We start from the raw sequence: 25,377 nt of genomic DNA, 5'->3' as shown, positions 1-25,377 counted from the left end.
GGGAAGTCGCTGCGGGAATCTACAGGTTTCGCTGCGCGAGCAGGAACCCCGCGAGCGCCGCGACGCCGCTGTACACTGCGGGCGAGACCGCGTTCACGAGGTAGGGGCCGAACAGGCGAATCCCGAGCGCCTCCGCGAACGGCGCACCGACGCTCGCGGCAGTGAGCAGCGGGTAGCTGACGACCACGGCGACGCCCGCGCCGGCACCGACGAGCGTCGCGAGTCGGATTGGCGATTCGTGACTGTCCATCTGCCACGCGCCGTACAGCGCCAGGCCGGGAATTACGGCCAGCGACAGCAGCGTGGAGACGAGCGACTGGAGGATCAACTGTACGGTCGCGGTCGTGAAGCCGACCGTGACCGATTCGAGGACGAACAGCCGCATCGCGGTGTGGGCGAGTCCGACGAGGAGGCCGAGGGCGGCGGCGCGTTGCTGCGTGTTCACGACTGGTTGGTTTTCGGACTGCCGGCAAGTGCGTTGTGCCTCCGCACCGGTCTGTATCTCCTCCTCGAGGTGCCAGTTTCCACGCCTGTAAACCCGTGAGGCGTTCACACCCGACAAATGGGAAAGCTTCAACGGGCCGCCCGGAGGGTGTACTACCATGGACGTTGATGACATCGAGACCATCGCGGTGCTGGGTGCTGGGAACATGGGCCACGGCATCGCCGAGGTGGCGGCGCTGGCGGGCTTCGACGTGAACCTCCGCGACATCAAAGCGGAGTTCGTGCAGAACGGCTACGAGCAAATCGAGTGGTCGCTGGGGAAGCTCGCGGAGAACGACCAAATCGGGGAGGCCGAAGCCGAGGCCGCCCTCGACCGCGTCACCCCTATCGTGGACCTGGAGAAGGCCGTCGAGGACGCGGACTTCGTCGTCGAGGCCGTCCCGGAGAAGATGGACATCAAGCAGAACGTCTATCGGGAACTCGAACAGCACGCGCCCGACCATGCAGTGTTCGCGACGAACACGTCCAGTCTCTCGATTACGGAGCTCTCGGAAGTCACTGAACGCCCCGAGCGGTTCTGCGGGATGCACTTCTTCAACCCGCCCGTGCGGATGCAGCTCGTGGAGGTCATCGCCGGCGAGCACTCTGACGAGAACGTGCTCGACCTCACCGAGAACCTCGCCGAGGAGATGGGGAAGACGCCGGTGCGCGTCCGCAAGGATTCGCCCGGCTTCATCGTCAACCGCGTGCTCGTCCCGCTGCTGAACGAGGCCGCGTGGCTCGTCCACGACGACGTCGCCACCATCGAGGAAGTCGACTCCACGACGAAGTACGACCTCGGGCTGCCGATGGGCGCGTTCGAGCTCGCCGACCAGGTCGGCATCGACGTCTCCTACGACGTCCTCGACTACATGCAGGGCGTGCTCGGCGAGGCCTACGAACCGTGCCCGCTGCTCGTCGAGAAGGTCCAAGCCGAGGACCTCGGAAAGAAGACCGGGCAGGGGTTCTACGACTACGAGGACGGCGGCGCGGACGTTCCGACCGACGAAATCCGCGAGGACGTCGCGGACCGCCTCGTCGCCGTGATGGCCAACGAGGTCGCGAAGCTCGTCGGCAACGACGTCGCCGACCCCGCAGAAATCGACGAAGCCGTCCAGCTCGGCGCGGGCTACCCCGAGGGCCCCGCGAAGATGGCCGATGAAGCTGGCATCGAACACCTCTGCGAGACGCTCGCCGACCGCCACGAGGAGACCAGCGCGGCGCGCTACGAGCCCGCCGACGAACTCGAACGCCTCGCGGAATCCGGCGAGGGGTTCTACGGCGCGGAAGCCGAGGAGGAGGCCGCGTCCTACGAGACCCTCGCTGTGACCGTCGAGGACAACGTCGGGCACGTCGAACTCGACCGCCCGCACCGCATGAACACCATCAGCGAGGACCTCCTCGGCGAACTCGCGGACGCCGTCGACAAACTCGACGCGGACGACGAGGTGCGCGCTATCCTCCTCACGGGTGCCGGCAAGAAGGCGTTCTCCGCGGGCGCGGACGTCACGTCGATGGCGGGCAGCGCCGACCCAATCGACGTGGTCGAACTCTCTCGGAAGGGCCAGCAGACGTTCGGGAAGCTCGAAGCCGCGGACACGCCCGTTGTCGCCGGCATCGACGGCTACTGTCTCGGCGGCGGGATGGAGCTGGCGACCTGTGCGGACCTCCGCGTCGCCAGCGAGCGCAGCGAACTCGGCCAGCCCGAGCACAACTTCGGCCTGATGCCGGGCTGGGGCGGCACCCAGCGCCTCAAGCACATCGTCGGCGAGGGCCGCGCGAAAGAAATCATCTTCACCGCCGAGCGCTACGACGCCGCGGAACTGGAGGCGTACGGCTTCGTGAACGAAGTCGTCGTCAACGACGAACTCGACGACCGTGCGTGGGAGCTCGCCCGCGACCTCGCCGCCGGCCCGCCAATCGCCCAGAAGTACACGAAGCGCGCGATGCTCGCGGGCCGCGACTCCACGGACGCCGGCCTCGAATCCGAGGCGCAGGCGTTCGGCCAACTGATGAACACCCAGGACCTCATGGAGGGCATCGCGGCGTTCACGAGCGACCGCGACCCCGACTTCAAAGGCGAATAATCCAAGAGCGCGTTCAACAAGCACAACCAAATCCAGCGTATGGCCCGCCAGTATCGCGACGAATCCTGGCTACGCAGCCGCTACCACGACGACGGCTGCACACAAGCCGAAATCGCCGATGAATGCGATGTTACCCCGAGCTGCATCCGCAAGTGGATGCAGGAATACGATATCGAGACGCGAGACGTGAAAGGAGAAAACCACGGCCTCTACGGGCAAGAACGCGACGAAGAGACCAAGCGACAGATTGCAACATCGCTCCGAGGCCGGACGTTCGATGCGAGAACGCGTAAGAATGTCGGTCGCTCACGAAGGGAACAGCGTTGACGAGGAAACACGTGCGAAGATTGCAGCGGCGATTCGTGGAACGAGCCGAAGTGAACGGACACGACGACGTATGAGTGAAGCTACGGCTGGCAAAGCGAATCCAAACTGGCGGGGTGGCTACAGTCGGCGCTATGGTAAAGATGGGCAGTGGCGCGGGACGCTGCTCGGGAGCGCGACGAAGTCTGCCAGCAGTGTGGTCACGATGGGTCCGAGCACCGTCTCGAAGTGCACCATATCGTTCCAGTTCGAATCTTTCGTGCTATAGATAGTGTTGAGATCGCTGACGCGCACGTCCTCGAAAATCTCGTAGTCCTTTGCAAGCCGTGTCACGGTAAAGCCGAACACGGCTCCGTCGAGTCCCCCGTGCCACACGACGCCATCCCCGACGAAATTGGAGAGATTTATAAGTAAGCGGGCGTTCGATGCGAATGCGAACGCTCGGTTGGTGTAGTCCGGCCAATCATGCGGGCCTTTCGAGCCCACGACCAGGGTTCAAATCCCTGACCGAGCACTTTTCGAACGAAGTGAGGAAAGCGCGCAGCGAAGGGTTCGAAGCCTACCAGTCGCGCGCAGCGAACGTAGTGAGCGAGCACGTCTGGTATCGGTTCAAATCCCTGACCGAGCACTACTCTACTGCTCACACCGAGCAGCGACGCGCGTGTCGCTGCTCGTGTGGTTCTGTCGTGTACGTCGAAGGCAGGTTTCGAACCTATTCTTCACTCGCGAGGCGGTGTTCAGATAAGGATTCATCTGAACACAGCTTCAGCCGGCGAACCAGCCGATTTCCTGGTGGATTGAAAGGGCGAGGCGGTCTCGACGAACCCCGGCGACGTAAGCACGTGAGCGACCAACGGGAGCGAACGCGCGCAGCGAGCCGCGGGAGTCGAGACCACCGAGGGCTTTCAAAACGCAACGTCGTCTCCGCTACTTTCGTCTGCTTATCTGAACACTGCCATTCCCGAGGAGCGCGACCGCGATGTCCCCGGTCTGGTCGGCTGCGGCGACGAGCACGTGCACGGCGGTGAGCGCGAGCAGGACGCCGAGTGGGAACGCGAGCAGTCGCTCCGCGAGGGTGTCGATGGTCCAGACGTCGAGGATGGTGGCGGTGCCGCCGAGCGGGGCGAGGAGGAGCACGAGCGCGCCGACGCCGGCGAGGAGGACGAACAGCCACGTGAGGAAGCCGACCAGCGACTTCACGACGAGGAAGGCGACGCTGCGCCACGTCGTGTCCGAGCGGACGAGCGCGCTGACAACCTCGAGCACGCCGTCCTCGGGGAGCGACGGCAAGCCGTCGCGGGGGGCGATATCGGTATCGAGGAGCGCGTTCGCGAGCCGGCGTTCTCCCTCCGTGAGCAGGCGTGCGACCAGCAGCGTCGCCAGTAGGATGGGGATGCCGACGACGAACACGGCGAGCGCGACGCCGAACACGAACCCGAACGCGAGGACGACGTAGTAGAGGAAGCCGAGCGGAATCGCCGCGAGCAAGTAGAGAATCCGGCGGTAGGTTCGTCGGTCGCCGAGCACGCCGACGAACGACCGGAGGCGGTCGACGGGCGCGCGAGTCGTACTCATCACGAACCGATTCTGCCCGTGGACACAAAAATGCCGTCCGCGGCTCAATACAGGTGAGCCACCGATTAATTGGCCCCACTAATGAAAGCACATGAACACTTATCCTCCAACAACTCATGGGTGTCGTATATGGCCCTCAGTGTTTGGGAGGTGTTCCTCTCCTTATTCAGAGGAGGTGAGGAATCCGACGAGGAATCAGGTGAAGAATCCGGCGAGGAGGAAGCCGAGGGTCGCTTTGTTCCGTCCCCGTTGGACTTGTCCGTCCGAATCGGCCACGGTGGATCGGACAGCCAGCGAGTCCGTGAACTCACCAAAATAAGCAAGCAAGCAGAAGAAATCGAGGAAGAACGACGCGATAACTGAACCGCATCACCCCGACGCAATCCCACGAAAATACCGCCATCAACACAGGCGCGAAGGGCGTTCGCTCGACTACTGAACGAATCGCCCTTTAGGGCGTGAGACGGCCAACGTAGACCGTATTCGTGAACTGCCGGTCAGATGAACGCCTGATTCGTCGCATCGACAGACGGCCGCTACTGGGTGTTGAGACGGTTTCGAAAGCTGGTGAGTCGGTCCGGAAGTGCAGCCAGGCACGTACTGAGAACCCACACTGGATGTTGATCACCAAACGATACCCCATACCGTTCGGTTCGCCCGCTCGGATATTCTTCCTGGAAGTGTGCCTCGTCAAGTTCGTTGCAGTGATCGTCTTGATGCCAGCCACAACTCAACGTATACCCCTCCGGAAGCGTCGAATTACGGCCATCATCGGAAGACGGTGTCCGCTCCTGCTCGGGCTGCTCAAACCACTGGATAGCAAAGTGGTCGTTCCCGGATGGTCGCGGCGACCACCGAATCGAAAGTGTGGCAACTGGTGTGAGGTATTCCACCCCGAGGAGTTGCGGCGGCTTCACGGCGGCACGGAGTTCGGTTGGGGCAATTGTCCCGGGTTCGAAGCGCGTGTACTCGATGCCGGGTTCACGTTTCAGGCGTTCGTTCAGCTGGCGGAGAATGCCTTTCCGGGTTCGTGGATTCCCGCCATCGAAGGAGACCGGCCACTCGTCGCCAGGCATCGCTACTCGTCCCCAGCGGCTTCCGCTCGCTGCGGGGAGTTCGTCGCGGTGAACTGCTGGAGGTCGTCGTAAAGTCGGATGGCGTGCCGCACCAACATCCGCATCTGTTGGGTGTACTCCCAGTCATCGACGACGTGCTCGCGTTCGCGGCGCTCGGCGACGCTCAGCGACTCGTCGATGGTCGTCCGGAGCTCGTCGGGATCCGCAACGTCGTAGGTCGTTTGCCAGTCTTCGATCCGGTCGCTCATCGCGGCTAGTTCCGCAGTGAGTTCGTCTTTGGTATGCTGGCTGACTAGCTCATCAAGTTCGTCGAAGAACTCCGTCCGAGGATTGGGGTAGTACAGTGTCGTCTGGTCGCGTTCGGTCGTTTGGAGGCGAGCATCGCCGGCGAGTTTTTCGAGGTATTTGCGTGCGGTCTTGTAGTTGACCGCTGCTTGGTCGGCAACCCAGGACGCGCTCCGCGGCTGCGTCAGCGTGTCTGCAACCCTTCGAACACGATCCTCACTGTCTAGGTCATCACTCCAGACGTCGCGCTGTTCGTCAGTCATAGATTCCTGTAACGTCCCCAGTATCGTATACCTTTGGACTGGGTTGGATATAATTCCACTACACTAGCTGCGACGAATCGTGAATATTGCCCCCGACCATTCTAATTGCACCCCTGCTTACCGATTCAGCCCTTCCAGTTTCAGGCATCCACCTGCATAATTGACATCTCCCTCCGCCTTTACGCGGAGGAGGACGTCAACCGAACGGTACCGTTTCCGCGAGTAGACGAACGGCTGCACGACCGTGACTGCTAACACGCGCTCGGGCGAACCCGGTGGTATGAGCTACGAGGCGGTGTTCTTCGACCTCGACGACACCCTCTACTCGTATCCGGAGTGCAACGAGGCGGGGAAGGCGGCGGCGTTTCGGAAGGCCCGCGAGTTGGGCTACGACGTCTCGCGGGAGGCGTTCGACAACCTCTACATGGAGAGCCGTCGCGAGGTGAAACGCGAACTCGCGGGGATGGCTTCGGCCCACGAGCGGTTCCTCTACTTCAAGCGCGCGCTGGAAATCCACACGGGCACCCACCACTCGCGGGACGCGCTCGCGCTCGGGGAGGCGTACTGGGGGACGTACGTCGAGGAGATGGAGCTGTTCGACGGCGTGCGGGAGACGCTCGCGGAACTGCAGACGGGTGGCGTGGACGTCGCCATCGTGAGCAACCTCACGACGCGCATCCAGATGGAGAAAATCGACGCGCTCGGCATCGAGGAGCACGTCGACCTCGTGTTGACCTCCGAGGAAACCGGCCGCGAGAAGCCCGCCAGCGACATGTTCACGCTGCCGCTCGCGCAGCTCGACCGGCGACCGAGCGAGGCCGTGATGGTCGGCAACGACGTCGAATCGGACATCGAGGGCGGGAACGCGGTGGGGCTGACGACGGTGTTGTTCAACGGCGAGGCAGACGGCGAGACCGGCTATCGCCAGCCCGACCACCAGATTGATGCGTTCAGCGAGGTCTTAGCTGTGGTACTGTAATGCTCGCTCGTGAACGCGTCGCGGTCGTCGACCACGCACCGACGCTGGCGGAACTGACTCCCGGGCGCACGGGGAACCTGAGCGTGCGCCGCGGCGACCGGTTCGCCGCGACGCCGACTGGCGTCCCCTACGACGAGTTCGACCCTGCGGACGTCCCGGTGGTGTCCCTGGACGGCGAGGTCGTCGCCGGGGAGATGAAGCCGACTAGCGAGGTGCCGATGCACACCGGCATCTATCAGCGGCTTGACGCGGGCGCAATCGTCCACACGCACTCGACGTGGGCGACGACGCTCGCGGTGCTCGGCGAGGAACTCCCGCCGATTCACTACATGATTACGGCGGTCGGGCGGAAAGTGCCGGTCGCGGACTACGCGCCGTACGGCACCGACGACCTGGCGGAGTTGGTCGTCGAGGAGATGGAGGCTGCCGAGTCACAGGCCTGCATCTTGGCCCACCACGGGCTCGTCGTTACCGGCGACGACCTCGCGTCGGCGGTCGAGAACACGTTCGTCGTGGAGAACCTCTGTCGGGTGTACTTGCAGGCGCGCCAACACGGGACGCCCGAGGAACTCAGCGACGAGCAGCTAGCGGCTGTCGAGGAGAAGTTCCAGTCCTACGGCCAGTAGTGGTCACAGCCGGCCGGTAGAAGCGGTCGGTCGCGGCGGGGTGGACGACCCCGCGGTTCGCAGCTCGTACTCCACCGCTACGCGTTGTTCATCCGGGTTTTGGTGGTGGTGCCGCAGGCCTTACACTCCGAGACCCGGTAGGGCTCGCGCGAGAACTCCGCGTTCTGCTCGTCGTTGCTCTCCGTGAGGATGTCGATAGACACCTCGTGGGGTCGCTCTCGCCCGCACTCCGAGCACTGTTCGACGATGCCGTCGGATTGGATGTTCTTGCTCGCCATCGGACCAGACCTCACCTAAACAATACTACTGTACTCCCTTTGGATGTATGCCTAAGTGATTAGGCGGCTACCGACGTGTGTCATGCACACGTACTACATTCGAACCGCGTCAACCTCGACCGAACGCTTACCCCGGCGGAGTCGCTACCGTCAGGGAATGCACGCGTTCCCGCCGCTCCCGACCGTCGCGGACGCTCCGCCGTCGCTGTTCGACGGCCACCTCTGGATTCAGGAGTGGGTGTGTGGCGGCCCGCTCCGCGTGCAACTCCGTAAATCCGGCCTCCTCCGCTTCGGCGACGCCGACCGCGTCTTCGACCCCGACGACGTGCCGCCGGGCTACCGCCACGCCGTCCGGCACGTCCGCGAGCGCTTCGACCGGGACGCGCTCCGCGCCGCGCTCGACGACGTCGAATCGGCGGTCTTCTACGGCACCGCCACCCGCCAGCAGCCCCTCGACTACGAGTGGGCGACGCTCCCCGGGTTCCTCGGCTTCGACGCCTACCACGCCGGCGACGACCGATTCCTCCCCCCGGACGCCACAGAGACACTCTACGACCGCCTCGGTCTGACGCCACTGCCGGCCGTTGCGAAGGAGGTTCGGGGTACGGACTTCGACCCGGCCGACTACCCCCTTCCCGAGTCGTCGTGGCGCGATGGCTCCGCAGCGGGCGTGCTCGTCCGGAACAAGACCGGCGACCGCGCCGTCCGCCACGCGGACTCGCTGGAGCCGCCGGAGCCAGTTGCGTTCGACGCCGACCCCACGGACCTCGCCGAGCGGTTCGTCACCGACGCTCGCGTCGAGCGTGCCCGCGAGGCCGCTGCCGGCGACCCCGCGGCTGGCATCGACGAGGTCGTGGACCGCGTGCTGGAACTGCTCGCACGCGAGGAGCACGCTCGCCTCTACGGCGACGACGCGCCCATCGACGTCGAGGCGTTCGAGTCAGCCGCGGCGGACCGCGCCCGTCGGCTGCTGGACGCCGCGTAACTCGGATTGCGGACGTGTGGTGTGGAATCCGTGCCCTGAAGCCACGCCGGCCCCTACGCCGGTGTAATGACGCGGCGCTTCCGCTGGACCCGCCCGACTCCGGGCGGCTCCGTCACTGTCACGCGGGTCGCCGGCGACCACGAGCTCGCCGACGGCGACCCCCAGCGTCGCTACACGCTCTCCGTCCCGGCAGCAGCCGATGCTACTGTCTCCACGGCGACGGGCTGCGAAACCACGTGGGAAGACGAAACCCTGTGGGTAACCGTCCACGACGGTGCCGGCCTCGCGCGCGCCCGACTCCGAACTAGTGGGGCTCAGGTCGCCTTCCGCCTTCCCGGCCCGACGTTCGACGACCGACTCACGGCCGCCATCGACGGCGACGAAGCGTCCGCACACGACCTGCTCGCGGCTGCGCACTCCCCGGTCGCGCTCGTGCTCGCCTCTGGACCGTTCCTCGACGTCGAAGGGTTCACCGCGCTCGTGGACGCACTCGCCACCGCGAGCGAGGGTGCGTCCGACGACCTCCACGCGACCCGTTACGACCTCGTGAGAATTGCCGCGACGACCGCCGCGGGCCCGCCGGTCGCTACTGCCGACGAGTTCGAGGCGCTGGTCGAACGACTGGACGCAGTCGACGCCATCGGCGACGTGACCGTATTGGACGCGCTCGCGGACGCGACCGCGGTCGCCCACGACACCGCCGGCGAGATGCGGCGCTTCCTCTCGGACCTCGGCTACGAGTTACCGCTGCTCGCCGAGCGCGACGACGGCAGATTTCTCGCGCACTACCTCGCGCAGGTCGCGCGCACCGTCGGCGTCCGGGACGCGAAACAGGCCGCCGCGCGCCGTGCCGCCAACACCGACCACGCCGACTTCGATGACGCAAAGGCCGCTGCCGAGCGCGCTGACTACTGGGACCGCGGCGCGGCGTGGCGCGACGCGGTCCTCCCGGCAGCCAGCGAGTCGTTCCCGACGTTCGCGTACGTGCTGGCGAACGCGCTCTACTGGACGGGCGAGGTCGGTCGCTCGGACTCGCGCGCGGACGAACTCCTCCACGAGGGCGCTGCTGCGGCCGCCCGAACTATCGACTTGGAGTGGGTCGCGGGTCACGCGGATTACGAGCGCGCCCGCGCGGCAGCCCACCGCCACCGCAGCAAGCGCAACCACGCGCTCGCGCTCGCGCACTTCGAGACCGCCCGCGAGGTCGCCGAATCGCACTCGTTCCTGGACCCGTGGGAGCCGACGTACAGCCACGCAGTCGTGCGGTCGAACATGCTATCGACGACCGGCGACCACGAGCGCGCTGTCGCCGTTCTCGACGACGCGCTCGCGGACCTCCGCGAGCAGGGCGTACCCGACGACCGGTTTGCGGAGATGCACGACCACCTCGCCGGCCAGCGCCACGAGCGCCGCGCCATCGCCGCCGACGACGACAGCGACCGCCTCGCGCACCTCGAAGCCGCACTCGACCACTACGACTCAGTCGAGTTCGAGCGCTCAGTCGCCCGCATCGAAGCCAAACTCGACGACGCCGAGGCTGCCGACGACGAAACTGGCGGCGAAAGTCGCGAGGAGAGCGTTCGCCCACAGCCCGTGCTCCGGCCGGACCCCGAGGCCGGGCCTAGCCTCGAAGACATCCCGAACCTCCACGACTCGCTCACAGAGACGGATCCGGGTGCCGTCGGGAGCGCGGACCCCGGCGTCCTCCCGGACGAACGCGGCGATGCACTTCCAGACGACCCCGGCGTGCCGGGCCGGGACAGCGAGCCCCACTACCGCTGATTCTGGCTTAGCCGTGCTCCAAGACGGGCGTCTCCGCGCCACCCTGTGCGTGGTCGACGCGGACGTGTTCGACCGCGTCGACGCCGAAGCCGTCGGCTAACGCGCCTCGGCCCGCGGCTTCGCTGTCCTCGTCCGCGGGCGTCTCCACGGCGACGGTGACGGTCGCGTCGATTTGGAGGTCGTTCAGTCGCGGCCGGAGGTCGGTGACGTCGACTCCTTCGACGCTGGTGACGACGTCGACACCCTCGACGACGCTCGCTGCGCCGCACTCCAGGTCGCCGGCGGTGTCGCGCGGTACGTGCATGGTGAGGTCCGCGACGAGGCGGACCTGCTGACTGGCAGTTGCCATAGGCTCCCGCCGAGAGTCGAACTCGGTGCCGGCGAGGCCGGCGTCCACGGGCTGTCGGGAGCGACAGCCCGCGCTCACCACTCGACCCACGGAGAAGACACAGTCGTGCCGTAGTTGCGGACGGCAGCCGCGTCCTCCCCGGGGGTTCGGTGCCGCTTCACGCGGCGAGGGTGGACGCGGACTGCGCGTTCGGGCGATAGCCGGCGACCACGAACCCCACGGAGAACCCAGACGACCCGCTAATCGAGCGGGCGTCCGGTGCGTGGAGTGTGGTGGTCATCGGTGTGTCACCCGGTGTGGGCTCGGTCGCTCCGAGCCGCTGTCGATTCGTCAATTTTGCCCCTGTACAATAAGTTTTGTCGAGGTGTGTGTCCTCGCACCAAACTGTCGCCCGGCTCGCAGGCGAACAATTTCGGGGGATACCTTTCGTCATAGACCTGCGAACGGTGTCGTGATGACCGACTACGACGATCTGCCGCTGGTGTACTCGTGTTCGGGCTGTTCGAGCGCCGCCCAGATGGCCAACGACCTCGCGGTGAGACTCGACCGCGAGCGCGTCGCGGAGATGTCCTGTATCGCGGGCGTCGGCAGCGACGTCCCGCCGCTCGTGACCACCGCGACGTCCGGCCGGCCGATGCTCGTCGTCGACGGCTGCCCGCTGGAGTGTGCGCGCAAGAGCCTCGAACAGCACGACGTCACCCCGGACCGCCACGTCAACCTCGCCGAGCGCGGCGTCCCCAAGGAGTACCACACGGACTACGACGACGAGCAAGCCGAGGACCTCTACGACGACCTCGTGCGGGAAGTCGAACAGCTCACCCCGACGCCCTAGGCCAACGTTTCGCATTCGTCGTCGAGCGCGCGCCGCTTCACGTAGACTGCTGTCGCCGTCGTTCCGTGGTCGAGCTCACCACAAGACCCTTGCCGGTGTTGCGTGAAGCTGTCAGCTATGCGCCGGGAACGTGTCTTGGCCGCGGGAATCGCGGTGCTGCTCGTCGCCTCCGCAGTGACGATGGTCGCCGTCCCCGGCGTGTTCGCCGACCGCGAACCCGAGGACGTCCGTCCCGGCCGCGCCAACATTCAGGAAGTGACGTTAGCCACCAACGGCGTCTCCGGGGGAACGGTCACGCTGGGAGTGACGTCGTACCTCCAACACTACGGCGGCACGTCCGAGAACGTCAGCGTTCTCGTGCGCGCCGTCGACCTCGACTCCGGTCTCGTCGAGACGACTCGGAGGGTCGACGTCGATACGATCTCCGGCGACAGGGAGGTCCCCGTCGAGGTCAACGTCTCGGTCGCCCGCGAGGGCGGCTACCGCATCGAGACCGTGCTGTACAGCGACGACCAGCGAGTCGGCACGATTTCGAAGACCGTTCGCGGCGTCAGCACCGTGCAAGCGGGCGGCCGCGCGGCGTTCCACGACTTCGCCGCCGGGCTCCCGTCGATTCAGTACTCCGTCACCGACGCTGGCCCCAATCGGACGGCACTGGACGTCTCGACGTACCTCACGAACAGTGGTGCGGCCTCGTCCGGCCCCGTCACGGTCGAGCTAATCGTGCGGCAGGCCGAGTCGAACATCGTCGCGGCGCGCACGACCATCCCCGTCTCGGAGGTCGCGCCCGGTGAAACCGTCGCCCCGAGCACGACGGTCACCGTGCCCGCCGGCTACAACTACTACCTCGACGCGGTCCTCCGCAAGAACGGCGTTATCGTGGACGCGGCGCGTAGCGCGGCGAACCTCGACCCGCAGGAACGCATCGAGGCCAACACGACCGTCCGCGACGTCGGCCTCCAAGTCGAGGACTTCGAGCAAACGGACGGCCAAGACCAGCCACAGCCGACGCCTGACAGTGAGGGGAGTACCGGTGGTGGCGTCCCCGGGTTCGGGCCCGTGCTTGCGGTCGTCGCGCTCGCAATCGGCGCAGCCATCACTTGGAGGACACGCTCATGACCGACGAACCTGACTCCGCACCGACCGACGAACCGGCCGACGATGGACGCGACGTCCGCGACCTCCTGCTCCGCGGGACACTGCTCGTGTTGGGCGTACTCGCGGTCGTCGCGCTCTTCCAGTTCTACACGAGCGCGAACGCCGCCATCGGCCAGTGGATCGGCCCCGACTTCCGCTCGCTGTTCCGCGCCGCGTTCAACCTCGTCGTCCTGCTCGCGGCCGGGCTCGGCATATCGCTGGTCGTCCGCGAACTCTCCGGTTAGAGGTCCAGTTCCATCTCGTGTTCGGCACCCCCACCGACCGCCGTGAACCCGATCGACCGGTAGAGGTTCAGCGCGACGCGGTTCGTCCGATCGACGGTCAGCCAGACCCCCTCGACGCCGTGGGCGCTCCCGTAGCCCAGCAGCGTCCGGAGGAGCCGGGAGCCGATGCCGGCGAGCTGGTAGCCGGGCGCGACGAAGATAGCCAGTTCCGCCGTCGACTCGTCGATGGGGACGAGCGACGCGTGGCCGACCGGCGCGTCCTCGTGGTACGCGGCGACGTCCCAGCCGTCCGCGAGCAGCGTCTCGAGCCAGTCGCGGCGGCGGCGTTCGTCGACCGGTGGAATCTGCTGGGCGCGGCTCTCGGCGTGGAAGTCGTCGTACATCGCCGCCAGCGCGTCGAAGTCGTCGGCGTCGGCCGTACGAATGGAGATGCGTCGGCCCTCGTCGTCGCGGAACGCGACGGGCGGGACGGGGAATCGGTCGTCGGACCGCGGGGGTTGCTCGGTGCCGATGCGTCCGGCGGGGGCGTCGGCCGTCCGCGTCGTGTTCGGTGGCATGGTGGAGTGTTCGCGGGTGGTCGTGGGCGGCGCTGTACGTCTCCGTCACCTTCGAGTACGCCGGCTACCCTCGGAAAAGCGGGGTACGGTTCCAAATTTCTGGGAAACGCCAGACTGCGGGGCCATCGGGGGCGACACAGCCGGCCAGTGTGGACTCTATCAAAACACACATCCCGTGTTGCTGTGAAGGAGTCGCTATTCAGCCGCTCCCATGACCGAAAAACGCGAGTACACCGGCGACTACGACGACAAGACGCTGTACATCCCGGGGCCGACGGAAGTCCGTGACGAGGTGCTGGACGCCATGTGCGAGCCGATGTTCGGCCACCGCATGGACCAGATGACGGACCTCTACACGACCATCGTCGAGGACACGAAGACGTTCCTCGACACCGACAACGAGGTCATCATCCTCACCGCGTCGGGGACGGAATTCTGGGAGGCCTCGACGCTGAACCTCGTCGACGAGAACATTCTCGTGCCGACCTGTGGGAGTTTCAGCGAGCGCCACGCGAACGTCGCCGAGCGACTCGGGAAGGACGTCGACCGCCTCGAATACGACTGGGGGGAGGCCATCAAGCCCGGCGACATCCGGGACGCGCTCGAATCCAGCGACAAACACTACGACGTCGTCGCCACCGTGATGAACGAGAGTTCCACGGGCGTCCGCAACCCCATCGAGGAAATCGGCGACGTCGTCGCCGACTACCCGGACACGTTCTTCGTCGTCGACGCCGTCTCCGCGCTCGGCGGCGACTACGTCGACATCGACGAGCACGGCATCGACGTCATCTTCGCGTCCACGCAGAAGGCGTTCGCCATGCCGCCGGGGCTGGCGGTCTGTGTCGTCAGCGACGACGCCTACGACCGCGAACTGGAGAACGACTCGGCGTCGTGGTACGGCGGCTTCCAGCGCTCGCTGGACTACTACGATCGGAAGGGACAGACCCACTCGACGCCCGCGATTCCCATCATGCTCGCGTACCGCAAGCAGATGAAGCACATGCTCCAGGAGGGCCATCTCGCGCGCGGCCGGCGCCACCAGGCGATGGCCGAGTACACCCGCGAGTGGGCGCACGAGCACTTCGACGTCTTCCCCGAGGAGGGCTACGAATCCCAGACCGTGAGCTGCATCGAGAACACGCAGGACCTCGACATCGCGGCGGTCATCGAGGAGGTCTCCGAGGAGTACGACATGGCGTTCTCGAACGGCTACGGGTCGACGCTCGGCGGGAAGACGTTCCGCATCGGGCACATGGGCGAGCACACCGTCGAGAGCATCCAGGCGCTGACTGACGCCATCGAGGATGTCGCCGGCCTCTAGCGCCTGCCGCTGCCTTCTCGCTCGCTCCGGAGGAAAGGGTGGTGTTCAGATAAGGGTCGTTTGAATGCAGCTTCAACCGGCGAATCACCCGGTTCCCTGGTGGTCGCCGGGAGAGCAACGCTCTTCCGAGGCCTCGGAAATCGGAGATTTCCGGCGGATTGAAAGGGCGAGGCGCGCGTGGCGGCTTCGCCGCCACGTTTTGCGGCGGTCGGCGCAGCCGACCGCCCACTCGACGAACCCCGGCGTTCGGAAGACGCGGCGCGTCTTCCGCGCCCATCAGAACCCGACGGGTTCTGAGGACGAAGTAAGCACGTGAGCGACCACCGGGAGCGAACGCGCGTGGTCCGAGAGACGCGGAGCGTCTCTCGTCGCAATTCGCGAGGGCGGCGAACGCTTCGCGTTCGCCTGCTCTCGAAAGAGCGCTGTGCGCTCTTTCGGCGACAGAGAGGGAGCAAGCTCCCTCAGGCAGCCGGCGGGCATAGCCCGTCGGCGACAGCGAGCCGCGGGAGTGTCGTGAGTGCAGCGAACGAGACCACGGGAGACGAGCACTGCGAGTCTCCCATCGGTCGAGACCGCCGAGGGCTTTCAAAACGCAACGTCGTCTCCGCTACGTTCGTCTGCTTATCTGAACACTGCCGTGAATGGAGCGTCTCTTCGCCTTGAAGGTAGATTTCTGCTTGTTACGAGCTGACCTTTTCTCTTGGAGTGAGCTCCCCACTCTTGTGGTCAAATGAGTGTATCGAATACTGTGCCATCCAGATAGCTGGTACGGCGATCCACACTATCAGGACTCGGGATCGTCCGTGTCTCTGTGGTTACAACTATTGTAGGTTGTCACCATCGCAGAGGAAGTGTCGACAGAGAGGTTCTCTAGACGCGATGAGATTTGGTCTTGGGTGTCCGCACGAGAGTAAATTAGCCAGTACCTGCCACCAGAAGTAGTTGCGATTTGTCCGGATTTAACTGCGTCGGGGAATGCGTCTTGAATTGCTTGCTGAGATGGAGTGGCGGAGATTTGGATTTTACTTCGAATCTCACAGATTGGTTCTCCTGAGAGCTGTGTCTTCGTTATACTTACCACGTTAAATCCCGCTTCCTCGGCGGTGTCTTGGACTGCTTGATAATCCTTCGTTTCGAAGAAAACCAGCTGTGTGTCGTCGCCAGTCAATATTACAGGAGCCGGAGTATCGAACACTTGGCGGATCTCTGTGGGTGACCCTCCCCTGAGTTCGATCTCCACACCCGTCCAAGGGGATCCTTCACTTCCAAGGTTATTTGCGCCGTCTTCGCTGGTATCTGTTTGCGCTTCGCCGTTAATGACAAGCTGGTCTTCACAGCCACTCTCAACCCCGGATGCAGCAACCAACGAACGCAAGCCTGTCTCCGTCGGTGCCTGAGCGAGGATTAGCCAGTGTTCAAGATGGAGTTTCCCGACAGAGTCATTCTCTACCGTGAAATCCCGTTCAAAAATCTGTTCGGCAGCCGTCGTCGACTCAAACTGATATGCGCCGATTCCAAGTGTATCTCCGCTACTATTGGAGTACCTCGCAAGTGCGCTGTCTTTGATGTCGTCGAAGTCACCCGGGTTAGTATCGATGTTCTCCTGTGTTAGTGAATCGTCAGTAACCTCGACGACATCTGCTGGTGTCCCAGATGGCGGTGAACAGGTGTTCTGGTTGTCCGATGTGATCGTTGATGCACAGCCAGCAAGGCCGACAGTAAGAGCAGCGGTTGTAATGGTTTTTAACGTGTCACGACGGTCCATACAACCGTCCTAATCGCTAGACGTAATAAAACTAGTGTGTATGTTTACGGTGGTGTTCAGATAAGGGTCGTTTGAATGCAGCTTCAACCGGCGAATCACCCGGTTCCCTGGTGGTCGCCGGGAGAGCAACGCTCTCCCGAGGCCTCGGAAATCGGAGATTTCCGGCGGATTGAAAGGGTGAGGCGCGCGTGGCGGCGAAGCCGCCACGTTTTGCGGCGGTCGGTGCAGCCGACCGCCCACTCGACGAACCCCAGTGAAGTAAGCACGTGAGCGACCACCGGGAGCGAACGCGTGTGGTCCGAGAGACGCGGAGCGTCTCTCGTCGCAATTCGCGAGGGCGGCGAACGCTTTGCGTTCGCCTGCTCTCGAAAGAGCGCTGTGCGCTCTTTCGGCGACAGAGAGGGAGCAAGCTCCCTCAGGCAGCCGGCGGGCTATGCCCGCCGGCGACAGCGAGCCGCGGGAGTGTCGTGAGTGCAACGAACGAGACTACGGGAGACGAGCACTGCGAGTCTCCCGACAGTCGAGACCACCGAGGGCTTTCAAAACGCAACGGGTCTCCCCTACTTTCGTCTGCTTATCTGAACACTGCCCTTGCTGGGGCAGTGTTCAGATAAGGACTGAAACTGGCTTGATGTGCTCGCCGATACAGCCGGTAATCCTGGTGGATTGAAAGGGCGAGGCGTCTCGGCGAATCCCGGCGACACAAGCACGTGAGCGACCAGCGGGAGCGAACGCGCGCAGCGAGCCGCGGGAGCCGAGACAGCCGAGGGCTTTCAGCTGTCCCCCACAACTCTGCTGCTGGAAACTGCTTATCTGAACACCACCCTTGCTGGAGGGCGAACGTTTATTCGCGCTAGGCCGTAGGTTTCAACCGATGCCGAGCGACGAGTCCTGGCACAGTGGGGTCGCCGGTGAGTCCGTGGAGCCACCGGCGTCGTTTGTCGACCAAGCGAACGTCACCGACCCCGACGTCCGCGAGCAGTTCGAACGCGAGTGGCCGGCGTGCTGGGAACGCGCCGCCGACCTTCTCGACTGGAGCGACGATTACGACGCCGTCATCGGCGGCGACGGCCCGCCGTTCCGGTGGTTCGACGGCGGGACGCTGAACGCCAGTTACAACTGCATCGACCGCCACCTCGACGACCGCAAGAACCAGGTCGCGTTGACGTGGGAGGGCCGGCTCGGCGAGTCACGGTCGTACTCGTATCTGGACCTCTACCGGGAGGTTAACGAATTCGCGGCCGCGCTCCGCGAGCTGGGCGTCGAGGAGGAGGACGTGGTCACGCTGTACATGCCGGTCGTCCCCGAACTCCCGATTGCGATGCTGGCGTGCGCGCGCATCGGCGCACCCCACTCCGTCGTCTTCGCTGGCTTCTCCGCGGACGCCCTCGCGATGCGCATGGACGACGCCGACTCGGAGTATCTGGTGACCTGCGACGGCTACTACCGCCGCGGCGCGCCCGTCCACCAGAAGAACAAGGCCGATAACGCCGCCATCGCGCTCGACGACGGCATCGAGGCGACCGTCGTCGTCGACCGCCTCGGCGTTCGGAAGACGACTCCGTCGTCTTCCGCAGTCGACAGAGAGACGCAGGGCGTCTCTCGGGATGACGACACGCCGCTGGCCGCCGACGAGTACGACTACGGCGACCTCGTCACCGAGCACCGCGGCGAGACCGTCGACCCCGTGCCCCGCGACGCGACTGACCAGTTGTTCCTCATCTACACGTCCGGAACGACGGGCGAACCCACCGGCGTCCGCCACACGACGGGAGGCTACCTCGCGCACGCGGCGTGGACGAGCCACGCCGTGCTGGACATCCGCCCCGAGGACACGCACTGGTGTTCGGCGGATATTGGCTGGATTACCGGCCACTCCTACACCGTCTACGGGCCACTGGCGCTCGGGTCGACGACGATGCTCTACGAGGGGACGCCCGACCACCCCGAGAAGGACCGCGTCTGGGAGCTCATCGAGCGCAACGCGGTCGACGTCTTCTACACCGCGCCGACCGCCATCCGCGCGTTCATGAAGTGGGGCGAACAACACCCGGACAGCCACGACCTCTCCAGTCTCCGCCTGCTGGGGACGGTCGGCGAACCCATCAACCCGCGCGCGTGGCAGTGGTATCACGAACACATCGGGAACGGGGAGTGCCCGGTGGTAGACACGTGGTGGCAGACCGAGACCGGCGGCATGATGGTCTCCACGCTCCCGGGAGTCGACGAGATGAAGCCGGGTTCGACGGGCCTCCCGCTCCCGGGCATCGACGCGAAGGTCGTCGACGGCGACGGTGACTCCGTCGAGCCGGGTGAGACCGGCTACCTCGTCGTCACGAGCCCGTGGCCGGGGATGCCGCTGTCGATGGTCGAGAACGACGGCTGGTTCACCGACCACACGTCCGTCTTCCCGGACCTCTCCGACTACGACTGGGCGTACTTCACGGAGGACGGCGCGACCGTCGACGAGGACGGCTACGTCACGCTACTCGGGCGGGTGGACGACGTCATCAACGTCTCCGGCCACCGTTTCGGGACCATGGAGATCGAGTCCGCCATCGCTGACGTCGAGGGCGTCGCCGAAGCCGCCGTCGTCAGCGGCCCCCACGACCTCAAAGGGCAAGCCGTCTACGCGTACGTCAGCGCCGCCGAGGAAACCGACTGGGACGCGCTCCGCGAGCGCATCGCCGACGCCGTCGACGCCGCAATCGGCCCTATCGCGGTCCCGGACGTGGTCGTGTTCACGCCCGAACTCCCGAAGACGCGCTCCGGGAAGGTGATGCGCCGCCTCCTCGAAGACATCGCCAACGACGACGACCTCGGGGACACCAGCGCGCTCCGCAACCCCGAGGTCGTGGGCGAACTCGAATCGGCGCTCGGCGAGCGCGACTGACGAGGATTTCGCTTCCTTGAATGAAAGCGAAACAATATTCCGCAGAATCTCCACGATAGCTACCTATCGCTATCAGTGTCCCCATTTCTCGAAAGATTCTTGGTTCGCGTTCGTGATGGTTCACGAAACATGAGCGAGGGTGACCCGGCGGCGCTGTCCGAGGCGTCCTACGAGCGGCTCCGCCGAGCCACGGAGACCTACCGCGAGGAACTCGTCGTCCGGCTCGCCGGGGAAGCCGGGCTCCGGCCCGCGGAAATCGCGCGCGTCCGGCCCGCAGACGTCACGACGCACGACCACGCGGATATCGCCCACAACTTCCTCAGCGTCCGCGACGAGGACGGCGAGGTCGTTCGCGACGCCTACCTGCCCGCGGACGTCGAACACGACCTCCGCCAGTACGCCCGCACGGTCGGTGTCGACGCCGAGGAACGCGTGGTAGCGGTGTCGCCGCGGCGCGTCCAGATGCTCGTCGCCGACGTCGGCGACCGCGCAGCCGACCGCACCGGCGACGACGCGCTCCGGGACGTCTCCACGCGGACGCTCCGCCGGTTCTTCACCCGACAGCTCCTCGACGAGGGCGTCGACCCACGTGCGGTGGCGGCCGTCGGCGGCTGGGAGCGCCTCGCCAGTCTCAGTACATCACAAAGCCGCTTAGTTAGAACGTCTGCTTGCTGAAGGTGTGTCTACGACCCAGCAAGCAGACAGTGAGATTCACGAGGACCAGCTTCTTAACTTTCTCGTCAACACCCTTGAGGAGGAAGTTCCGCTTTCCTTAGCCAATAACGCTGAAATCACTACTGAGGGCATCTATGAGGTCCTCGTCGGCGCTTGCGCCGACGGGACCTCTGTCTCTACGCTCTGTGCGTCGAGTCAGAACGGCCCCGCTGCCAACACGATCCTCTACCATCTCCGGACGAAGTTCGAGCCCAAACGGCTCGAACGAGTCGCTAACACGCTTCTTCGACGAGATATCGTCGAACTGCTTCCTGAGCAGGTGGAGGTCTGCGCAGACCTCCACCTGCGGCCCTACTACGGTGATGAAGACGACACGGAGAACCTCTATCACTCGGAAGCCAAGCGTGGAACCACCGCATTCCACGCCTACGCCACACTCTACGCGCGTGTGAAGAACAAACGATATACGCTGGCGGTGCGCCGTCTCGAAGACGGCGACACCGCCAGCAGTGTCCTCGCTGAGTTTCTTGGTGTACTCGACGGCCTTGACGCCGATGTCAAGGCCGTCTACCTTGATCGCGGATTCTACGACAGCAAGTGTCTCACGCTGTTGCAGGCGCACAACTACGCCTACGTGGTCCCGATCATTCAGTGGGGGAAGACGATTCAGCAGGAACTTGCGGAAGGGTGGAGTCGCGTCATTCAACACGATCTGACGGGGAAACTCGACGGTCACAGCTGGACCGTCGAGTTTCCCGTCTACATCGACTGTACGTACCTGAACGGACGGTACGACGACCACGGTGTGGCGCGTCACGGCTACGCCGCTGACGCGCCGTTTATCGAGACACCACGCCAGGCTCGATACCATTACTCGAAACGCTTCGGTATCGAGTCAAGCTATCGCTTGTCCGAGCAAGCGATAGCGACGACAACGACGCGAAACGCGACGGTGAGACTTCTGTACGTTGTGGTGAGTCTGCTCTTGCAGAATGCGTGGCGGTATCTGCACTACGAATACGTGGCGACGCCGCGCCGAGGCGGGCGTCGCCTCTGGTGGTGGCCGTACAAGGAGTTCGTGAATATGGTTCGGCGGGCTGCGTGGACGGCCCTCGCGGTGCGTCGGGCCGTCCCCGCGAATCGGCCACCTGACGACCGGTTCCACCGGTAGTCACCGACCGAGCAAGCTCCCTTCAGGAGTGGCAACGCTGTCGCGTCGGCGGCTGACTGCCGCCGACAGCGACAGCTCCCTCTTCGATCAGCGTTGCTCGACCGTTACTGACGACTCATCACAACAGAACAGATGGCTCAGGTCAGGCTAACTGGCGATGCTTTGTGAGGTACTGAGTCTCGACCCGTTCGTCGAGGACGCCGACCGCGGCGACGTCGCCGCAGCGTTCGCCGGCACCGACCTCGCGCCCGCGCACCAGCCCGCTGAAGCCGCCGCGGAGCCGGACCCGCGCTTCGACGCCGCGTTCGACCGCGTGCGCGCCGTCGGGGACACCCTCGCCGAGACGTCCACGCGGGACGGCGTCGAGCAACGAACCTGCGCGGCGCTCGTCGAGGGTGACGCCTACGAGTTCGCGTGGATTGCGCGGCACAGCGGCGGCACACTACACGCTGAGACGCACGCGGGCGCGGCCGACGCGACGGTCGACGTGGCCGCCGACGACGGTGCCGTCGCGCAAGCCCTCGCTTCCGGGGAGGTACGGGCCACGAACGACGTCCACGGTGACGCGGCGTTCGCCGACTGGCGCGCACCCGCCGACGAGGCCGAGTTCAGTGCGGCCGCTACGGTGCCCGTCGACGACGGCGAGACGACCTACGGCGTGCTCGGCGTCGGTGTCGACGGCACCATCAGCGACCGCGAACGCGACCTGCTCGCGGACCTCGGCCAGCGGGTCGGTCGCACCGTCACGGTCGTTCAGCAGCGCCAACTCCTGCTGGCAGACACGGTCCTCGAATTGGCGTTCGAGACGACCGGCGACGAGTCGTTTTTCGCCGCGGTGGCCGCCGAACACGGCTGCACGTTCGAGTTGGACGGCGTCGTGCCCGGCGAGGAGGGCGCGCTCCTCTACTTCGTACGGCTGTCGGGCGCGTCCGCGGAGACAGTACTGTCGTGGGCGGCCGACCAGCCCGCGGTCGTGGACGGGCGCCTCGTCCGAGACTACGGCGACGAGTCGCTACTCGAACTCGGGGTCGCGGGTGCGGACGTGGCGAAGGTGTTGGCCGACCGCGGTGCCTCGGTCCGCAAGGTGACGGCGACGCCCGCTGAACAGCGCGTCGTTGTCGACGTCACGACGGACACGGACGTTCGGTCGCTGGTCGCGGCCGTCACCGACGCGTTCCCGGACGCGGAACTCGTCTCGAAGCGCGAGCGCGACCGGCCCGACGAGACCTCCGCGGCGTTCCGCGCGTCGCTGCACGAGTCGCTGACGGACAAGCAGGCGTCGGTGCTGCGCGCGGCCTACCACGCGGGCTACTTCGAGTGGCCGCGTGGCAGCACCGCAGAGGAACTCGCGGACGCCATCGGCATCACGTCGCCGACACTCCACAATCACCTGCGGCGCGCCCAACAGAAGCTCCTCACCGCGTTCTTCGCGGAGGACGACGTCGGTCGCGGCGGCGTCGAGTGGCCCGACGACTGACTCGCGTCGTCACGTTGCTAACTATTTAGTGAGTGATTTCGACAACGACAGCCGTCGAGTGCTTTGTGGCCGGCAGAATCTCGCGGAGGGACGGCCAATACTGCGCGTTGGCGCTCTCCGGCGGGGTTTCCGCGTCGCTTTCTCACACCGCGGGTGTTGGCATAATTAGCGCCGGTACTTAACACGGATGTCGTGAACGATTGTGATGGATATGCCAGACCAAGACGCTGACCCGGAACTCGAAGCCCGCCTCCCCGAGGGGGAGGTCTTCGAGCCCCCGGAGTCGTTCGTCGAACAGGCGAACGTCTCGGACCCCGACATCTACGACGAGTTCGAGCAGAACTGGCCGGCGTGTTGGGAGCACGCCGCCGACCACCTCTCGTGGGACGAGGAGTACGACACCGTCCTCGACGACTCGAACCCGCCGTTCTACGAGTGGTTCACGGGCGGCGAGCTGAACGCGAGCTACAACTGCATCGACCGGCACGTAGAGGACGGCCGCGGCGACGAGGCGGCCCTCGAATGGGTCGGCGAACCGACCGACGAGACGCGCACGTACACGTACGCCGAACTCCAGCGCGAAGTCGAGGAGTTCGCGGCCGCGCTCCGGGACCGCGGCGTCGAGGAGGACGACATCGTCACCCTCTACATGCCGATGATTCCGGAACTTCCGATTGCGATGCTGGCGTGTGCGCGCATCGGCGCGCCACACTCCGTCGTCTTCGCTGGCTTCTCCGCGGACGCCCTCGCCACGCGGATGAACTCCGCGGACTCGGAGTATCTGGTGACCTGCGACGGCTACTATCGCCGCGGCGACCCGCTCGACCACCTCGAAAAGACCAACGAGGGGCTCGAAGGCGTCGAGCACGAGGTCAGCGACGTGGTCGTCGTCGACCGGCTGGACGACGACGGCTTCGGCCACGACCTCGCGGCCAACCAGACCGACTACGACGACCTCGTCGCGGAGTTCGAGGGCGCCGAAGTCGACCCCGTCCCGCGGGACGCCGAGGACATGCTGTTCCTGATGTATACGTCGGGAACCACCGGCCAGCCCAAGGGCGTCAAACACACGACGGGCGGCTACCTGTCGTACGCGGCGTGGACGAGCCACGCCGTCCTGGACGTCAAGCCCGAGGACACCTACTGGTGTTCGGCTGACATCGGCTGGATCACCGGCCACTCGTACATCGTCTACGGGCCGCTCGCGCTCGGCACCACGTCGGTGATGTACGAGGGGACCCCGGACTACCCGGACAAGGACCGCCTTTGGGAAATCGTCGACGACTACGACGTCACCCAGTTGTACACCGCGCCGACAGCCATTCGCGCATTCATGAAGTGGGGCAAGGAGTACCCCGACCAACACGACCTCTCCAGTCTCCGCCTGCTGGGAACCGTTGGCGAACCCATCAATCCGCGTGCGTGGAAGTGGTACTACACGCACATCGGCGACGAGGACTGCCCGGTGGTGGACACGTGGTGGCAGACCGAGACCGGCGGCATGATGATTACCACGCTGCCCGCCATCAACGACATGAAGCCGGGCTCGGCGGGACCGCCGCTTCCCGGCATCGACGCGAACATCGTCGACACCACGGGTGAAGAAGTGAGCGCCGGCGAAGCCGGCTACCTCACGGTCAACAACCCGTGGCCGGGCATGCTGCGGACGCTGTACGACAACGACGAGCGCTTCATCGAGGAGTACTGGACGGAGTACTCGGACACCGAGAGCAGCGACTCCGAGGACTGGGTCTACTTCCCCGAGGACGGCGCGAAAATCGACGAGGACGGCTACATCACCGTGCTCGGGCGGGTGGACGACGTCATCAACGTCTCCGGCCACCGCCTCGGCACGATGGAAATCGAGTCGGCCATCGTCGGCGTCGAGGGCGTCGCCGAAGCCGCCGTCGTCGGCGGCGACCACGAACTGAAAGGCGAAGCCGTCTACGCGTACGTCATCACCGAGGACGGCTACGAGGGAGACGAGGACCTCCGCGAGCGCATCATCGCCGGTGTCGAGGACGCCATCGGCCCCATCGCGCGCCCGGAGGAAGTCGTGTTCACGACCGAACTCCCGAAGACCCGTTCGGGGAAGATTATGCGGCGGCTCCTGGAGGACATCGCCAACGACGACGACCTCGGCAACACCTCCACGCTGCGGAATCCGGAAGTCGTCGAGGACATCCAGTCGAAAGTCTCCGACGACTAA

At 65.2% G+C, this 25,377-nt stretch carries 26 protein-coding genes and 1 tRNA gene; 18 read left to right on the top strand and 9 right to left on the bottom strand.

The window, feature by feature from the left end; all coding sequences use genetic code 11:
• Nucleotides 1–19: 19 nt before the first annotated feature.
• Complete coding sequence (locus LT974_RS09095) at nucleotides 20–445, bottom strand: hypothetical protein (RefSeq protein ID WP_232587360.1); 426 nt, start codon at nucleotides 443–445, stop codon at nucleotides 20–22.
• 157 nt (nucleotides 446–602) lie between these two features.
• Between LT974_RS09095 and LT974_RS09090 the strand changes: the two genes are divergently transcribed.
• From LT974_RS09090 to LT974_RS09075, 4 genes are all read left to right on the top strand, one after another.
• Nucleotides 603–2,570 (top strand): 3-hydroxyacyl-CoA dehydrogenase/enoyl-CoA hydratase family protein, encoded by a 1,968-nt coding sequence (locus LT974_RS09090; RefSeq protein ID WP_232587359.1) that lies wholly within the window; start codon nucleotides 603–605, stop codon nucleotides 2,568–2,570.
• 39 nt (nucleotides 2,571–2,609) lie between these two features.
• The gene (locus tag LT974_RS09085) at nucleotides 2,610–2,897 is read left to right on the top strand and encodes an NUMOD3 domain-containing DNA-binding protein (RefSeq protein ID WP_232587358.1); all 288 of its coding nucleotides are present in this window, start codon (nucleotides 2,610–2,612) and stop codon (nucleotides 2,895–2,897) included.
• 147 nt (nucleotides 2,898–3,044) lie between these two features.
• Nucleotides 3,045–3,308, top strand: a complete 264-nt coding sequence (locus LT974_RS17945; RefSeq protein ID WP_408611677.1) for an HNH endonuclease — start codon at nucleotides 3,045–3,047, stop codon at nucleotides 3,306–3,308.
• Between the two features lie 25 nt (nucleotides 3,309–3,333).
• Nucleotides 3,334–3,408, top strand: a tRNA-Glu gene (locus tag LT974_RS09075).
• A gap of 413 nt (nucleotides 3,409–3,821) precedes the next feature.
• Here LT974_RS09075 and LT974_RS09070 read toward each other — a convergent pair.
• On the bottom strand, nucleotides 3,822–4,469 hold the full coding sequence (locus tag LT974_RS09070; protein WP_232587356.1) for a sensor domain-containing protein: 648 nt from the start codon (nucleotides 4,467–4,469) through the stop codon (nucleotides 3,822–3,824).
• Nucleotides 4,470–4,598: 129 nt separating this feature from the next.
• Between LT974_RS09070 and LT974_RS09065 the strand changes: the two genes are divergently transcribed.
• Nucleotides 4,599–4,832 (top strand): hypothetical protein, encoded by a 234-nt coding sequence (locus LT974_RS09065; RefSeq protein ID WP_232587355.1) that lies wholly within the window; start codon nucleotides 4,599–4,601, stop codon nucleotides 4,830–4,832.
• A 173-nt stretch (nucleotides 4,833–5,005) separates the two neighbouring features.
• Here the strand turns inward: LT974_RS09065 and LT974_RS09060 are convergent, their stop codons facing one another.
• Entirely contained in the window at nucleotides 5,006–5,545 is a 540-nt protein-coding gene (locus tag LT974_RS09060) for a hypothetical protein (RefSeq protein WP_232587354.1), read from the bottom strand.
• Between the two features lie 2 nt (nucleotides 5,546–5,547).
• On the bottom strand, nucleotides 5,548–6,093 hold the full coding sequence (locus tag LT974_RS09055; protein ID WP_232587353.1) for a DUF7342 family protein: 546 nt from the start codon (nucleotides 6,091–6,093) through the stop codon (nucleotides 5,548–5,550).
• A gap of 280 nt (nucleotides 6,094–6,373) precedes the next feature.
• Between LT974_RS09055 and LT974_RS09050 the strand changes: the two genes are divergently transcribed.
• Nucleotides 6,374–7,072: an HAD family hydrolase gene (locus LT974_RS09050; protein WP_232587352.1), complete on the top strand. Its 699-nt coding sequence runs from the start codon at nucleotides 6,374–6,376 to the stop codon at nucleotides 7,070–7,072.
• The gene (locus tag LT974_RS09045) at nucleotides 7,072–7,698 is read left to right on the top strand and encodes a class II aldolase/adducin family protein (RefSeq protein ID WP_232587351.1); all 627 of its coding nucleotides are present in this window, start codon (nucleotides 7,072–7,074) and stop codon (nucleotides 7,696–7,698) included. Before LT974_RS09050 ends, LT974_RS09045 begins: the two co-directional genes overlap by 1 nt.
• Nucleotides 7,699–7,775: 77 nt before the next feature.
• Here LT974_RS09045 and LT974_RS09040 read toward each other — a convergent pair whose 3' ends face one another.
• The gene (locus tag LT974_RS09040) at nucleotides 7,776–7,976 is read right to left on the bottom strand and encodes a DUF7835 family putative zinc beta-ribbon protein (protein WP_232587350.1); all 201 of its coding nucleotides are present in this window, start codon (nucleotides 7,974–7,976) and stop codon (nucleotides 7,776–7,778) included.
• Nucleotides 7,977–8,133: 157 nt separating this feature from the next.
• Here LT974_RS09040 and LT974_RS09035 point away from each other — a divergent pair, with 157 nt between their 5' ends.
• Together LT974_RS09035 and LT974_RS09030 are read left to right on the top strand one after the other, a co-directional pair.
• Complete coding sequence (locus tag LT974_RS09035; protein ID WP_232587349.1) at nucleotides 8,134–8,961, top strand: hypothetical protein; 828 nt, start codon at nucleotides 8,134–8,136, stop codon at nucleotides 8,959–8,961.
• A gap of 66 nt (nucleotides 8,962–9,027) precedes the next feature.
• A complete protein-coding gene (locus tag LT974_RS09030; RefSeq protein WP_232587348.1) occupies nucleotides 9,028–10,743 on the top strand; it encodes a hypothetical protein in 1,716 nt (571 codons plus the stop codon).
• A 7-nt stretch (nucleotides 10,744–10,750) separates the two neighbouring features.
• Here LT974_RS09030 and LT974_RS09025 read toward each other — a convergent pair whose 3' ends face one another.
• Nucleotides 10,751–11,092 (bottom strand): hypothetical protein, encoded by a 342-nt coding sequence (locus LT974_RS09025; RefSeq protein ID WP_232587347.1) that lies wholly within the window; start codon nucleotides 11,090–11,092, stop codon nucleotides 10,751–10,753.
• Between the two features lie 157 nt (nucleotides 11,093–11,249).
• Nucleotides 11,250–11,372 carry a hypothetical protein gene (locus LT974_RS17755; protein ID WP_269785367.1) on the bottom strand — a complete coding sequence of 41 codons (123 nt, stop codon included), beginning with the start codon at nucleotides 11,370–11,372 and terminating at the stop codon, nucleotides 11,250–11,252.
• 174 nt (nucleotides 11,373–11,546) lie between these two features.
• Between LT974_RS17755 and LT974_RS09020 the strand changes: the two genes are divergently transcribed.
• The 3 genes from LT974_RS09020 to LT974_RS09010 all read left to right on the top strand — a co-directional run bounded on the left by LT974_RS09020 (nucleotide 11,547) and on the right by LT974_RS09010 (nucleotide 13,306).
• Complete coding sequence (locus tag LT974_RS09020) at nucleotides 11,547–11,924, top strand: putative zinc-binding protein (protein ID WP_232587346.1); 378 nt, start codon at nucleotides 11,547–11,549, stop codon at nucleotides 11,922–11,924.
• Between the two features lie 117 nt (nucleotides 11,925–12,041).
• The gene (locus LT974_RS09015; RefSeq protein WP_232587345.1) at nucleotides 12,042–13,043 is read left to right on the top strand and encodes a DUF7490 domain-containing protein; all 1,002 of its coding nucleotides are present in this window, start codon (nucleotides 12,042–12,044) and stop codon (nucleotides 13,041–13,043) included.
• The gene (locus tag LT974_RS09010) at nucleotides 13,040–13,306 is read left to right on the top strand and encodes a hypothetical protein (RefSeq protein WP_232587344.1); all 267 of its coding nucleotides are present in this window, start codon (nucleotides 13,040–13,042) and stop codon (nucleotides 13,304–13,306) included. Before LT974_RS09015 ends, LT974_RS09010 begins: the two co-directional genes overlap by 4 nt.
• Here the strand turns inward: LT974_RS09010 and LT974_RS09005 are convergent.
• Nucleotides 13,303–13,863, bottom strand: a complete 561-nt coding sequence (locus LT974_RS09005; protein WP_232587343.1) for a GNAT family N-acetyltransferase — start codon at nucleotides 13,861–13,863, stop codon at nucleotides 13,303–13,305. The two genes, LT974_RS09010 and LT974_RS09005, sit on opposite strands and share 4 nt — an antisense overlap.
• A 211-nt stretch (nucleotides 13,864–14,074) precedes the next feature.
• Here LT974_RS09005 and LT974_RS09000 point away from each other — a divergent pair, with 211 nt between their 5' ends.
• Nucleotides 14,075–15,187 carry a pyridoxal-phosphate-dependent aminotransferase family protein gene (locus LT974_RS09000; RefSeq protein WP_232587342.1) on the top strand — a complete coding sequence of 371 codons (1,113 nt, stop codon included), beginning with the start codon at nucleotides 14,075–14,077 and terminating at the stop codon, nucleotides 15,185–15,187.
• 784 nt (nucleotides 15,188–15,971) lie between these two features.
• Here the strand turns inward: LT974_RS09000 and LT974_RS08995 are convergent.
• Nucleotides 15,972–16,952 carry a hypothetical protein gene (locus tag LT974_RS08995; RefSeq protein WP_232587341.1) on the bottom strand — a complete coding sequence of 327 codons (981 nt, stop codon included), beginning with the start codon at nucleotides 16,950–16,952 and terminating at the stop codon, nucleotides 15,972–15,974.
• A gap of 874 nt (nucleotides 16,953–17,826) precedes the next feature.
• Here LT974_RS08995 and acs (LT974_RS08990) point away from each other — a divergent pair.
• The 5 genes from acs (LT974_RS08990) to acs (LT974_RS08970) all read left to right on the top strand — a co-directional run bounded on the left by acs (LT974_RS08990) (nucleotide 17,827) and on the right by acs (LT974_RS08970) (nucleotide 25,377).
• Nucleotides 17,827–19,845 carry an acetate--CoA ligase gene (gene acs / locus LT974_RS08990; protein WP_232587340.1) on the top strand — a complete coding sequence of 673 codons (2,019 nt, stop codon included), beginning with the start codon at nucleotides 17,827–17,829 and terminating at the stop codon, nucleotides 19,843–19,845.
• Between the two features lie 129 nt (nucleotides 19,846–19,974).
• Nucleotides 19,975–20,520: a site-specific integrase gene (locus LT974_RS08985; RefSeq protein ID WP_232587339.1), complete on the top strand. Its 546-nt coding sequence runs from the start codon at nucleotides 19,975–19,977 to the stop codon at nucleotides 20,518–20,520.
• Nucleotides 20,521–20,524: 4 nt separating this feature from the next.
• Nucleotides 20,525–21,691 (top strand): ISH3 family transposase, encoded by a 1,167-nt coding sequence (locus LT974_RS08980; protein WP_136361172.1) that lies wholly within the window; start codon nucleotides 20,525–20,527, stop codon nucleotides 21,689–21,691.
• A gap of 157 nt (nucleotides 21,692–21,848) precedes the next feature.
• The gene (locus LT974_RS08975) at nucleotides 21,849–23,168 is read left to right on the top strand and encodes a bacterio-opsin activator domain-containing protein (RefSeq protein ID WP_232587338.1); all 1,320 of its coding nucleotides are present in this window, start codon (nucleotides 21,849–21,851) and stop codon (nucleotides 23,166–23,168) included.
• A 211-nt stretch (nucleotides 23,169–23,379) separates the two neighbouring features.
• Nucleotides 23,380–25,377 (top strand): acetate--CoA ligase, encoded by a 1,998-nt coding sequence (acs, locus tag LT974_RS08970; protein WP_232587337.1) that lies wholly within the window; start codon nucleotides 23,380–23,382, stop codon nucleotides 25,375–25,377.

The organism is Halobacterium noricense (assembly GCF_021233435.1).
Lineage (GTDB): Archaea > Halobacteriota > Halobacteria > Halobacteriales > Halobacteriaceae > Halobacterium > Halobacterium noricense.
Note: the sequence above shows the minus strand (reverse complement) of the source record. Positions and strands in the feature narration are given on the sequence as shown.